Origin of the sequence: Candidatus Frankia alpina (assembly GCF_902806485.1) — a bacterium.
In the GTDB taxonomy this organism is placed as follows: domain Bacteria; phylum Actinomycetota; class Actinomycetes; order Frankiales; family Frankiaceae; genus Frankia; species Frankia alpina.
Window position 1 is genome coordinate 1 of record NZ_CADCWT010000155.1, and the last position, 11,974, is coordinate 11,974.

The window sequence follows — 11,974 nt, forward strand, 5'->3', positions numbered from 1 at the left end:
ATTTACGATCCCGGCGATCTGATTCGAATCAGCCATGGCGAGTTTCGGAAAAACTCCATGGACAGAACTTTTCTCCAGGCGCACCGGGTCGTCTGCCTGTTCAGCGGCGGGCTCGATGGAACGTACCTGTTTCAGCATATCCACACCGTGTGGCCCTCGGCCACCGTGCTCGCGCTTACCGTCGACCTCGGCGGCGGCGAGGCGTCACGGGCGAGGCGGGTGTGCGAACGGTTCGGGTTCGAGCATCTCGTGGTGGACCGGACGAACGAGTTTCTGACGGGCTACGTTTTTCCGGCGATCGCGGCGCAGGCCGTCTACTTGGGGACCCATCCGATTTCGGCGTCACTGTCGCGCCCACTCATGGCGCAGGTGGCCACGGCGCTGGCCCGCGAACGCGGCTACGACGCGGTGCTGCACACCGCGGACGGCACGCAGAACAGTCTGCGGCGGTTCAACCAGACCATCGCGGCACTGCGGTTCGAGGGCAGCTATGGTTCCCCCTACGCGACCGACGCGCCGTCTCGAGAAAAGAAGATGCAGGCGATCGCCGATGACAAGCTCATCGAACTTGTCTGTTCCGAGTCATCACTTTACAGCACCGATGTGAACATCTGGTGTCGGGAATTCGAGGCCGACGGCCTCGAATTCCCGAAAAACATCGATGTGCCGGAATCGCTCTATAAATGGACGAGACCGCAGGCGACGGAGCCGGTCGAGGCAGAGGTCAGTTTCGACAGAGGCGTCCCGGTCGGGCTGGACGGTGTGCTGCTGCCGCCGGTCCAGCTGGTACGCAGACTCAACGCGCTGATGGGCTCCTACGGCGTCGGCCGCTACGTCGGACTCGAGGAGATAGCGAACGGGACAAAAGTCCAGGAAGTACGGGAGACGCCTGCCGCGCACCTGTTGCTTGACGCCTACCGGCGCCTCGAGCAGGCGAGCGTCGACGCCGCGACGCTGCGCGAGAAGACGCACATCGAGCAGCTCTGGGTACATGAGGCGGTGGAGGGACGTTGGCTGGGCCCGCTACGCATCGCCGCGCAGGCCTTCATCGCCTCGGTCGCGCGTACGGTCTCCGGCCGGGTGCGTTACCGCGTTTCCCCCAGCGGCCTGACACCACGGGCGGTGATCGCGGACAATCCGCGCTATGTCCGCGACCGCGCCGAGATCCCCCAGTCCTGACCTTCCGGTCGCTGAGCGTGGGCGCATTGTCGACGAATGATGGCTGCTCGCGTACTCGCGTACTCGCGTACCTCGCCCCCCACCCGCGCGATCGAGAACGACGTCCTGTCGACCGCCCAGCGCCACGGCCTGGGCGTGCTGTCCTACAGCCCGCTGGCGGGCAGCTGGCGGCGGTGAGAAAGTCGCCGTGACAGACCGCGGGAGTGTCAGGTGCCGAGGCCGTCGAGGACCTCGGCGGTAGGGAGGGCGGCAAGCGCCGCTCCGGGCAGCCACAGTTTGGACCGGCGCAGGCCGGAGCCGACGACGACGCGAGGATGCTCGGCGACCGCGCGGTCGATCAGCAGCGACCAGTCGGCTGGCAGCCCGACCGGGGTGATGCCGCCGTACTCCATCCCGGTGCGGGAGACGACCGTGTCCATCGGCGCGAACGACACCTTGCGGGCGGCGAGCCTGCGCCGGACCAGCCCGTTCACGTCCGCCCGGGTCGTCGCGAGGACCACACACGCCGCGAGCGTCGTCTCGGCACCGCGCCTGGCCGCGACGATCACGCAGTTCGCCGAGTCTGCCGGGACGACCCCGTAGCGCTCGCAGAACGCGGCGGTGTCGGCGAGCTCGGGGTCGATCTCCGCGACCTCGACCTGCTCGACGGGCGGCGCGGACCCCGCGGCCGGCCAGGACTCCAGGGCCGCCGCCGTCGCCGCCGCGAGCAGGTCCGGTCGGCGCAGGGCTGGCACCGGCCGAAGTATCTCGGTCATGGAACGAGATTATGGTTCAGCCCGCCGTGCTCCGTACCGCAGCCGGACACGGCAGCCGTGGCGCGGGGCGCGGACCGGCAGGCAGGCTGGTGCGACGGCCCGCCGCGGGCGGGCGTCCCGCACCCATCGGAGGTCGCCGTGCCAGCCGTTCCCGTCGAAGGCGATGCGCAGGGCGCCGAACCGGTCGACCTGTCAGTACCGATCGTCAGCGGCATGCCCGTGTACCCGGGGGATCCCGAGGTGGCGGTCGCACCCGCGCTGCGCGCACCCGCGGACGGGGTCAACGTGCAGCGCCTGCACCTGGGTTCACAGTCGGGCACGCACGTCGACGCGCCCTGGCACATCGACGACGCGCTGCCCCGCCTCGACGAGCTGCCGCTGGAACGCTTCGCCGGCCCGGCGGTGCTGGTCGACGCCCGCGGGCAGGCAGCGCAGGGGGCGATCGGGCCCGATCTGCTCCCCGTGGGACTGCGCCCGGACGACATCGTCCTCATCGTGACCGGCTGGTCGGACCGCTGGGGGCACCCCGACTACCTGCGCCACCCCTACCTGACGCCCGACACGTCCCGGGCGATCGTCGACGCCGGGGTGCGGACGGTGGGCATCGACGCGCTGAGCGTGGACCGCACCCCCGGCCCGGGCCAGGAGTTCAGCCTCGCGGCGCACCGGGTGCTGTGCGGCGCCGGGGCAGTGATCGCCGAGAATCTCACCGGTCTGGCGAGGCTGCTGCAGGCTCAGACGCAGGGGCGGCCGATCGAGGTCTTCCTGTTCCCTCTTCCGCTCGCAGCAGCGGACGGCGCCCCGGTCCGCGCGGTGGCCCGACTGGGCCCGGCGGCCCTGAGCCGGCGGGGCGCTCAGCTCCCCACGGCGTGGCGGCGCAGCAGCGGGTCCAGCTCGGCGGTGTCCTCGCCGGCGGGGTCGCCGCCCGCGGGCTGACGGGGCGTCGGGCCGGCCATGGACCCGCCGGGCTGCGCGGCCTCGGGCGACGCGATCAGGCCACCGTGGGTGCCCGGCGGGTTGATCTGGACGCGGCCGGGACGCGAGGTCGTCGGCCGGCTGGTGGGGCGGACCGCCGAGCGGGCGGTCATCCGTGCGGCGGACGCCGCCGCGACCTCACCGGCATCCATCTCGACCTCGATGTCCGCCTCGACCTCGTCGTAGTCGACGCCGTCGTAGTCGACGCCATAGTCGACGGGGTAGTCGGCGGGCGTAACGGGGCCGGCGGGCGGCGCGTAGCCGGGCAGCTCGTCCTGCCCGGCGTCGTCGCGATTCGCGAGCTGGGCGGCCATCAGGCTGCCGAGGTCGATCGTCTCCGCCCGGGCGTGCGCCAACTCTTCGGGGGTGAGCTCCTCCGCCGGCTCGGGACCCAGGTGCCGCTTGCCCGTGCTCACCGCGGAGTCCCGCTCGTGGTAGGCGAAGGAGGATCCGACCGAACGACGGCGGCTGCGGGCGATCTGCTCGGCCTCTATCCGGCGCTCGATCGAGACCCGGGTGATCGCGAGCCGGCGTTCGACCTGGGCGGCGCGCCGCAGATGGAAGAGGTACCCGGCGAACCCGAGATCGATCAGCAGCTGCACGGCGATCCACATCCCGCCGAACACGGCGGCCAACACGACCGTCACCGGGAGCAGGGCCGCCACCAGGATCAGCCGCTGCCGGCGGACCCGCATCAGGGCCGCCCGCTCGGCGACCACCCGGTGCAGCGCGATGGTGCGGCGGGAGTCGACCCGCGGCTCGTCACCGCGGACCGTGCCGTCGCCGCCAGCCGACCCCGGCCTGCCCGAAGCCCCAGCCCGGCCCGAAGCCCCAGGCCCGCCCGGAGTGCCGGGCCAGCCCAGGGTCGCGGGCCTGCCCGCAGCGGGCGTCCCAGGTCCGGCCGCGTCGACCGGCGTGGCGCCGTCGGAATCTGCGGGGGAGCCTGGGCGCGCGGCCGCCCGCGTCGCATAGGAGTCCCGCGCCGTGCCGGACTGCGTGTCGCGCCAGCCGCCGGATTCGCCCTGCTCGGCCGACGGGCCCGTTGGCGCGGACTCCACGGGAGCGATGGGATCACGCGAATCCGCGTGCGACATACCCGTTCCTCTCACCCCGCCGAGACGCTCATGGTCACTGTCGAATCGGTCGGGGTCGGCCTCGTCGTGGCCCGATGGACGACGGGAGAGCACCCGCATCGCCCCCGTGAACCGTTCGGTGGAACGCTGCTCCGACGCCGTGTCATGGCGGCGCAGCCACATGGGGATCAACACGAAACCCCATACCGCAACAATCGCCGCCCAGATCAGGGCGCTCATCGGAGTACCGCCGTCCGGCCGGTGTGGAGTGCGCGATGATCCGATGCCGGGACCGGCACGATCCCCACGCCGGGCGCCGGGCACGCACCGTCCGCGCGGGGCGCGGCGAGCGCGGCGGGCGCGGAGGTGCTGACCATGAGGAGCCTCTTCCCGACATCAGCGGATTGCGATTTCGAGGTTGACGCTAGTGAGCGAAATCCATGTGGTCACCGACCCGAACCCCGCGTGTCGCATCCGCAATCGGATGTGTGATGGTCGTCCAACCGTCGTCTAACCGGTTCCGAGGACCCTCAGTGGGCTCGGCCCGCCATACGGAAGCACTCGGGTGGAGCGCGAGCCTCCAGCAGGCCGCTGCGAATGAGCTCGGGGGTGAGTGTTGGAACAACGCGCGGTGACAGCATCGGACGGGCGTCTGGTTACCGACACCCCCCGCCGGGCGGAGTGGAACTCGTCACCCCACCCACGGCATTACCCGGAAGCGGGCCCCCGGTCCCCCGGCGGAGGCGTCCACTCGGCCCGGACCACCGACGCTCAAGGCCGACCGACCCTCAGGGCCGGCTGTAGTGGCTCCCCCGCCAGCGGCGCACGAGCCCCTCGGGAACGTCCTCGGTCGTCAGCGCGAATCCGAGGTGGTCGCGGTAGTGGCCGTCGATGGCGAGATAGCGCCGGTGCAGGCCCTCCTCGCGGAAGCCGAGCTTGGCCAGCACCCGCCGGCTGGCGACGTTTTCCGGCCGCACATTGGCCTCGACGCGGTGCAAACCGACCGGGCCGAAACAGTGGTCGACGACGAGCGCCAGGGCGGTCGGGGTGACGCCCCGGCCGGCGAAGCCGCTGTCCACCCAGTAGCCGACCTGCGCGCTGTTGAAGGCACCGCGGACAATCGTCGAGACCGTCACCTGGCCGACGAGCCGGCCGTGAAGAACGACCCCGAACGGCAACGCCATGCCGACCCGCGCCTGCTGGCGCAGTCGGTGCCACATCTGCCGATACACCGAGATGGTCTGCCGCTGCGCCCAGGTCTCGCGCACCAGGACCAGACCCGGCGGGGTCGCCTCCCACGGGGCCAGCCAGTCGGCGTTGCGCAGCCGCATCTCCACCCACACGGAGGCGTCGCGCAGTCGCAGCGGGCGCACCGTCACCGATCCCTCGGACAGCACCGCCGGCCAGCCCGGAGCCCGCATCACCGTGGCCTATTCCGTCGTCCCGGCCACGCCGGACACAGCCGCATGATCATCCACTCCGCGGAGCTGGGCCACGGCATGTCCAACCACACCCGCGAGCACACCCAGCCCGTCCCGGACGCCTCCCGTCGAGCCCGGCAGGTTCACCACCAGCGTCGCCGCGGCCGTCCCGGCGAGCCCGCGGGAGAGCACCGCCGCGGGGACGGCGTCGCGGCCCGCGGCCCGCAGCGCCTCGGCGAGCCCGGGGATCGGCCGTTCGATGACCTCGCCGGTCGCCTCGGGGGTGATGTCCCGCGGCCCGAGACCGGTCCCGCCGGTGGTGACGACCAGGTCGATCCCGTCGGCGACCGCGGCCCGTAGCGCGGCCGCGATCCGCTCGCGGTCGTCGGGGACGATCTGCGCCGGACCGACGGCAAAGCCGAGCTCGGCCAGCCCGGCGACGAGCACCGGACCGGACCGGTCCGGATAGGCACCCCGGTACGCCCGATCGGACACCGTGACGACCTGGGCGCGCGCCCCCGGCGGCACGCTCGACGACCGGCTCACCGGACCTCCCGGGAGGGTTCGGCGCGCCAGTCTCCGTGGCGCCCGCCGGTCTTGGCCAGCACCCGCACGCCGGTCAGCTCCGCGCCGGGATCGACCGCCTTGACCATGTCGTGCAGGGTCAGCGCGGCCACGGTGACGGCGGTCAGCGCCTCCATCTCGACGCCGGTCCGGTCGGCCGTCCGCACGGTGGCGGTGATCTCCACCCCGTCGTCACGGACGGTGAGCTCGACGGTGACCCCGGAGATCGCGATGGGATGGCAGAGCGGGACGAGGTCGGGTGTGCGCTTCGCGCCCATGATCCCCGCGATCCGGGCGGTCCCGAGCGCGTCCCCCTTCGGCACTCCGGTGCCGCGCAGCAGCCCCACCACCTCGGGGGTGACCCGCAGCAGGCCGGTGGCGGTCGCCGTGCGGGCGGTGACGTCCTTGGCCGTGACGTCGACCATCCGGGCCGCGCCGTGCTCGTCGACGTGGGTGAGCCGGGGCGCGGTCATCGCGCGATCGGCTCCGCTGGCCCCGCGCTCGGATCCGACGCGTCGGTATCCACCCAACCCATGCCGGCGAGGATGGCGCCCGAGTCGGCTCCGAGCAACAGCGCCGGCAGCCGGGCCCCGGCCGGAACCTTCGTCACCTCCTCGGGGATGATGACCAACGCCTGCGCGCCGGCCAGCGAGGTGAGCTGGTGCGAGCCCTGACCGCCGGCCAGGCGGGCGACGGTCCGCGGGCCGGGCCGGCCGTCGTCGCCGAGATGGACGAGGCCGACCCGCACGAACGTGCGCCGGCCGGGCAGGGAATGCAGCTCCGTGTCGACCGTCACGACGATCCGCGGCAGACCGGTGGCGGCCAGCCCGCGCATCCGCTGCAGCGCCGGGCGGACGAACAGCTCGAACGAGACCAGCGCGCTGACCGGATTGCCCGGCAGCGTGAAGATCGGCACCCCCTCGACCAGGCCGAAGCCCTGCGGCTTGCCGAGCTGCATCGCCACCGTGTCGAACCGGACGGTGCCGGTCCCGGTGAGGACTTCCTTGACGACGTCGTAGGCGCCGACGCTCACCCCGCCGGTGGTCACCACCGCGTCGACCTCCCCCAGCACCCCGTGGAGGGCCTTGGCGAAGGCGTCGGGCCCGTCGGGCACGCCGGTCAGCCGGCGCACCAGCGCGCCGGCCTCGCGGGCGGCGGCGGCGATGCCGTGGCTGTTGGAGTCGACGATCTGCCCGGCACCCAGCCGCGAGCCGACCTCGACGAGCTCGGTGCCCGTGGACAGCACCGCCACCCGGGGCCGCGGGTGCACCGGGGGGCGCGGGTGCACCGGGGGGCGCGCCACGTTGACGGCGGCGAGCAGGCCGATCTGCGCCGAGCCGATGACCGTCCCCGCGGGCAGCACCAACGCGCCGGGGGTGACGTCCTCGCCCGCGCGGCGGATGTGCTAGCCCCCGATCGGCGGGCCGGCGGACCGCGACCGACTCGCGGCCGCCGTCGGTCCACTCGAGCTGGACCACGGCGTCCGCGCCGCGGGGCAGCGGGGCGCCGGTCATGATCCGCACCACCGTGCCGGGTTTCAGCGGCGCCGGCGTGCCGGGCCCGGCCGGGATCTCACCGACGACGGGCAGGGTGGTGGGGGTGGCCTCGGTGGCCTCGGCGACGTCGGCGGCCTGCACGGCGTAGCCGTCCATGGCCGAGTTGTCGAAGCTGGGTAGGGCCACGGTCGCCCGGACGTCGGCGGCGAGCACGCAGCCGTGGGCCTGCTCCAGCCCGGCGCGGCGGGGGCGAGCCGGCGCCACCGCTGCGAGAATTCGCTCCAGGTGTTCATCCACCGTCGTCATCGGCGCCCGTCCCCGTTCCTGTACCCGTTGATGCCGTCGGACCATACGGCCCGCCCGGCATCATCCGGGCTACGCCATCGGAGCCCGGACACCTCTGTTACATCAGCGGTCGCGCGGGCGCCACCCACCCGTCAGCAATCCGCCGATCCACGGCGGCCTGCGCGCCGATCGCGCCCAGGCCGATCCCGGGATCGTTCCCGGCCACGCCGGAAGCGTCAAGGTTAAACGAATGCAACCAGGCCAATCGGGGTGCCAGCAACTGGCGGAAATCTTTCCGAATTAGGACAAATTAACCTTCGGCCCGCCGGCGGCGACGTACTCCTCGAGCCACGGATAGAGGTCGGGCCCAAGATCGGGCCGCTCGCAGGCCAGCCGGATGACCGCCTTGAGGTAGTCGACCCGGTCTCCGGTGTCGTAGCGCCGGCCCGTGAACACCACGCCGTGCACCGGCTGGGCGCCGGCGTCCCCGGCCACCGCGCGCAGCGCCAGCGTCCGCAGCGCGTCGGTGATCTGGATCTCCCCGCCCCGCCCGGGCTCGGTGTGCCGCAGCACCTCGAAGATCTCCGGGGCCAGCACGTAGCGGCCGATGATCGCCAGATTGCTCGGCGCCTCCGCGACCGGCGGCTTCTCCACCAGGTCCAGGATGCGCACGATCCCGTACCGATCGTCCGGCCCGGTGGGGACGGACTCCACCGTGGCGACGCCGTACATCGAGACCTGCTCGTCGGGGACCTCCATCAGCGCGATGACGCTGCCACCGAAGCGCGCCTGCACCGCAAGCATTTCCGCCAGCAGCGGGTCGCGCTCGTCGATGAGGTCGTCACCGAGCAGAACGGCGAAGGGCTCGTCACCCACGTGCGCGGCGGCGCACAGGACCGCGTGGCCGAGCCCCCGCGGCGAAGCCTGGCGGACCGTGTGCACCTCGGCGAGCTCAGCCGACGCACGGACCCGGCGCAGGCGGGTCTCGTCACCCTTGCGCTCCAGCGCGGCCTCGATGTCCGCCTCCCGATCGAAATGGTCCTCGATCGCCTTTTTCGTGCGGCTGGTGACAAGGAGGACGTCGCGCAGGCCGACCCGGGAGGCCTCCTCGACGACGTATTCGATAGCCGGCCTGTCGACGACCGGCAGCATCTCTTTGGGCACGGCCTTGGTGGCCGGCAGGAAGCGAGTGCCCAGACCCGCAGCCGGGATAACCGCCTTCGTCACTGGCATGAGGGAACCTTAGCCGGGTCGAAGTGCACGAGCACAGCCACGGCCGCCTTCACGGGCAATACACAGCTCACCCGGTACGCGGCCGAGTGCCGGACACCACCGGCACGGCCGCGGGGCAGCCCGCCGGGCACGCCAGGCGCTCGCAACCAGCCCCTGCGGCGCCGACCTGCGGGAGGCTGTGCAGGTGCAGGGAAACCACCTTCCACCCGATCCCCGACGGGGGACGCCCGCCGCCAAGCCGACGGCCCATCCCCACTCCTGGGCGGTGGCCGGCGCGGCACTCGGCCCGGGTGGTGACGCACCGACCGGACCAGGCGCGGACGCCAAGCAACGGCTGCGCGCGCGGCTACTCTCCCAGCGGCGGACCTCCCTGGCCCTGCGCCTCCAGTCCTGCTCGCCGGCGGACGCGGCGGTCCTGGCGACCCGAATCCTGCAGATACCCGAGGTCGCCGACGCCCGGTGCATCGCGGCCTACGTGGGGCTACCCGGGGAGCCCGATCTCGCCGACCTGCTCCCCCGGCTGGTCGCCCGCGGTGCCCGAGTACTGCTGCCGGTGTTGCGCGCCGATCTCGACCTGGACTTCCGCGAGTACGTCGGCACGCTGGTCCCGGGCGCCCTCGGCACCCGGGAGCCCCCCGCGGCGGCACCGCCCGGGGAGCTGTCCGAGGCCGAGGCCGTGATCATCCCTGCGCTCGCCGTCGACCGGGCGGGGCGGCGGCTCGGGCGGGGCGGCGGCTCCTACGACCGCGCGCTGCGCCGAGTCACGCCCGACGTCCCGGTGATTGCCGTGCTGTACGACCAGGAGCTGCTCGATCTCGTCCCCACGGAGGAGCACGATCGCGGCGTGCAGATCATCGTCACCCCGAGTCGTACGCTACGGTGCGAACCGACTGACGGCACCGGGGAACATCTGGGGCCGTCTACAAGCTAAAGTTGGCAGTCGCCACTTCTGAGTGCCAACGCCGGGAGGAGTACGTGCCTACCTACCAGTACCGCTGCACCGACTGCGGACGTGACCTTGAAGTCGCGCAAAGCTTCAGCGACGCGTCACTGACGGAGTGCCCGACCTGCGCCGGACGACTTCGTAAAGTGTTCGGTTCGGTGGGCGTGGTGTTCAAGGGCAGCGGCTTCTACAAGAACGACAGCCGGTCGAGCTCCGCCGGCGGTTCCACGCAGCAGCGCCCGAAGGACACCGCGGACGCCACGAGCTCCAACGCCGGCAGCTCCGCCGGTGGTAGCGACTCGTCGTCGACCGCCAGCTCCGACTCGTCGTCGTCGACCGCCGCGGCGAGCAGCGGCTCGTCCTCGTCGGCTCCCTCGACGTCGAGCACGGCCTCCAGCACCGCGGCGGCCTGACCGACCGAAACACCTTCACCGTCTGCCGAAGGCGTCCGAGCGCTTGCCGCCTTGGGCGCCTTCGGCATGACCGGCGCCGATCGCGGTGCACCCGGCGAAGCCGTGTGACGGGACGCGACGGTCGCAGTCCCGCAGCCGGGCACGCCAAACCGGAGTCACCGGACGGGAGCCCCGCGCCTGCTCGGCCGGTCGCCCCCGCGGCGGTAACCGGCGACCGGCGCGCTGAACTCAGGCCGGAGCACCGCTGCGCGGTGAACCCGCATTGGAGCTGACGTTCCGTTGCGTGCAGCTCCCCGAAATGCGCTGATAGTGCAATTTCGCACGGCTTCCAGGCATTTCCGTTCGGCCTCGGGCGGCATGCGCCGACGAGGGTCGACGGCGGTGACGGGCGCCGTCCGGAGCGACTCCGGACCGGGTCACGCGCCCGCACCGCCGTACCGGACACACCGCCTACTGTTTGCGGCGTCGATAGTGCTCCACGATCCAGGCGTCTACCTCTCGCTTGCGCCAAACTCGGGTGCCTTTGGCACCACTACCCGTCGGCGCGTTGATGACCTGCAAGGGTGCCGGAAACCGGGAGTCCTTGCGTGTCCAGTAGTCCACCGCCTGGCGAGTGATCTTGAGTTGGAACGCGATGTCCCCGATGCCGACCAACTGCTCACCGTCGTCCACGCGGAACATCGTAACCACTTTGCTCTTCCCCAAGAACCTCGCTAGGGTCTATTTTGCTGCATAGCAAATTTACGGAGGAGGAAACCGATGCCCCCCACGCCACGCCGCGCCGATGAGGTCGGGGCGCTGTTAGAGCGCGACGAGGACTACGACACCGATCCGATCGGGGATCCGCCGATCACGGTGGGCCGCTACCGAGCGTCCATCCGGGCGGTCCTGGCCGTCCGAACACCGGAGCCCGGGATCGTCGCTTCCGCGTGGTCCCAGCGGGAGACGGACGCATTCCTGGCAGGCAGCCGGGCCACCCTGCGGCTGGTCGTCGAGGTCATCGGGCATGCCCTGACCAAGCCGCCGGCCACCCGCAGTGGTTCCGGCGGCGTAGATTGACCGCCGGCGCGCGGCCCGGACCGGGCGGACATCATCGGCGCCCGGATCCGGGCCACGCGCCTCAGGTGACGGCATTGCACTAGCAGACCCGGGCCGGGCGCCGGGCCGAACAACGGCTCGCGCCTAACCCGCCCGGTGGGCCCAGTGTCGTCCTGCCGACAATCGTTTCACCAGCGAACTGCCGCCTCGGCCGCGATCGCCGGACCAGTACCGCGGCGGCGAACAAGCCGCGCCACACGAGGGGAAGATCATGGGCGCCACTGAGCCGCTTGACGACGACTCGTTCGACGACGAACGGGAGATCGGATGGGGCGACGAGTCATTGTCCGAGGAAGACGACCCGGACATCGAGCGACTCCTCGCTGATCTCCCGCCGCACCACGTCGAGCGCTGATCCGGGGAGGACACCGCCGGCCGCCCGCGGGAGACGAGGCGGAAAGCGCCGTGCGCGGCCGGCTTTCCCGACGCAATATGTCTACCGGTAGGTAAGCCTGAGGTAACTGGTCAGGTCGTGTAGATCGTTTGTTTTTGGTTCTTCGGCTGGTCGGGATTGAGCCATTCCCGGCGTCGATTTGTGA

14 protein-coding genes and 2 pseudogenes are annotated in these 11,974 nt (G+C 71.8%); 7 read left to right on the plus strand and 9 right to left on the minus strand.

The window, feature by feature from the left end; translation table 11 throughout:
• The coding region (locus G6R25_RS16020; protein WP_163553625.1) for an argininosuccinate synthase domain-containing protein at nt 1-1,179 on the plus strand (1,179 nt) is incomplete at its 5' end.
• A 39-nt stretch (nt 1,180-1,218) separates the two neighbouring features.
• Entirely contained in the window at nt 1,219-1,356 is a 138-nt protein-coding gene (locus tag G6R25_RS16025) for a hypothetical protein (protein WP_163553623.1), read from the plus strand.
• A gap of 29 nt (nt 1,357-1,385) precedes the next feature.
• Here G6R25_RS16025 and G6R25_RS16030 read toward each other — a convergent pair whose 3' ends face one another.
• Nucleotides 1,386-1,934, minus strand: coding sequence for a YbaK/EbsC family protein (locus tag G6R25_RS16030; RefSeq protein ID WP_163553627.1), 549 nt, complete (start codon nt 1,932-1,934; stop codon nt 1,386-1,388).
• 138 nt (nt 1,935-2,072) lie between these two features.
• On the opposite strand from G6R25_RS16030, the gene G6R25_RS16035 reads away from it, so the two are divergent.
• Nucleotides 2,073-2,870, plus strand: a complete 798-nt coding sequence (locus G6R25_RS16035) for a cyclase family protein (protein ID WP_163553629.1) — start codon at nt 2,073-2,075, stop codon at nt 2,868-2,870.
• Here G6R25_RS16035 and G6R25_RS16040 read toward each other — a convergent pair.
• The 6 genes and pseudogenes from G6R25_RS16040 to galU all read right to left on the minus strand — a co-directional run bounded on the left by G6R25_RS16040 (nt 2,789) and on the right by galU (nt 8,981).
• Nucleotides 2,789-4,222, minus strand: a complete 1,434-nt coding sequence (locus tag G6R25_RS16040; RefSeq protein WP_163553631.1) for a gephyrin-like molybdotransferase receptor GlpR — start codon at nt 4,220-4,222, stop codon at nt 2,789-2,791. The genes G6R25_RS16035 and G6R25_RS16040 overlap by 82 nt on opposite strands.
• Nucleotides 4,223-4,770: 548 nt before the next feature.
• Entirely contained in the window at nt 4,771-5,403 is a 633-nt protein-coding gene (locus tag G6R25_RS16045; RefSeq protein WP_163553633.1) for a GNAT family N-acetyltransferase, read from the minus strand.
• A gap of 9 nt (nt 5,404-5,412) precedes the next feature.
• Complete coding sequence (locus G6R25_RS16050) at nt 5,413-5,949, minus strand: MogA/MoaB family molybdenum cofactor biosynthesis protein (RefSeq protein ID WP_163553634.1); 537 nt, start codon at nt 5,947-5,949, stop codon at nt 5,413-5,415.
• The gene (moaC, locus tag G6R25_RS16055) at nt 5,946-6,440 is read right to left on the minus strand and encodes a cyclic pyranopterin monophosphate synthase MoaC (RefSeq protein WP_163553636.1); all 495 of its coding nucleotides are present in this window, start codon (nt 6,438-6,440) and stop codon (nt 5,946-5,948) included. The genes G6R25_RS16050 and moaC overlap by 4 nt, the downstream gene beginning before the upstream one ends.
• Nucleotides 6,437-7,769 (minus strand): annotated as a pseudogene (gene glp / locus G6R25_RS16060) (molybdotransferase-like divisome protein Glp). The gene moaC and the pseudogene glp overlap by 4 nt, the downstream one beginning before the upstream one ends.
• Nucleotides 7,770-8,048: 279 nt before the next feature.
• A complete protein-coding gene (gene galU, locus G6R25_RS16065) occupies nt 8,049-8,981 on the minus strand; it encodes a UTP--glucose-1-phosphate uridylyltransferase GalU (protein WP_163553638.1) in 933 nt (310 codons plus the stop codon).
• A 184-nt stretch (nt 8,982-9,165) separates the two neighbouring features.
• On the opposite strand from galU, the gene G6R25_RS16070 reads away from it, so the two are divergent.
• Together G6R25_RS16070 and G6R25_RS31675 are read left to right on the plus strand one after the other, a co-directional pair.
• Nucleotides 9,166-9,912, plus strand: coding sequence for a 5-formyltetrahydrofolate cyclo-ligase (locus G6R25_RS16070; protein WP_163553641.1), 747 nt, complete (start codon nt 9,166-9,168; stop codon nt 9,910-9,912).
• Nucleotides 9,913-9,956: 44 nt separating this feature from the next.
• Nucleotides 9,957-10,097: pseudogene (locus tag G6R25_RS31675) on the plus strand (FmdB family zinc ribbon protein); the annotation flags it as partial.
• Nucleotides 10,098-10,111: 14 nt separating this feature from the next.
• Here the strand turns inward: G6R25_RS31675 and G6R25_RS31680 are convergent.
• Nucleotides 10,112-10,324 carry a hypothetical protein gene (locus G6R25_RS31680; RefSeq protein ID WP_235948703.1) on the minus strand — a complete coding sequence of 71 codons (213 nt, stop codon included), beginning with the start codon at nt 10,322-10,324 and terminating at the stop codon, nt 10,112-10,114.
• A 463-nt stretch (nt 10,325-10,787) separates the two neighbouring features.
• On the minus strand, nt 10,788-11,018 hold the full coding sequence (locus tag G6R25_RS16080) for a hypothetical protein (protein WP_173402713.1): 231 nt from the start codon (nt 11,016-11,018) through the stop codon (nt 10,788-10,790).
• A 78-nt stretch (nt 11,019-11,096) separates the two neighbouring features.
• Here G6R25_RS16080 and G6R25_RS16085 point away from each other — a divergent pair, with 78 nt between their 5' ends.
• Together G6R25_RS16085 and G6R25_RS25275 are read left to right on the plus strand one after the other, a co-directional pair.
• On the plus strand, nt 11,097-11,396 hold the full coding sequence (locus tag G6R25_RS16085; protein ID WP_163553645.1) for a hypothetical protein: 300 nt from the start codon (nt 11,097-11,099) through the stop codon (nt 11,394-11,396).
• 250 nt (nt 11,397-11,646) lie between these two features.
• Entirely contained in the window at nt 11,647-11,790 is a 144-nt protein-coding gene (locus tag G6R25_RS25275) for a hypothetical protein (protein ID WP_205447154.1), read from the plus strand.
• The last annotated feature ends 184 nt before the right edge of the window (nt 11,791-11,974 follow it).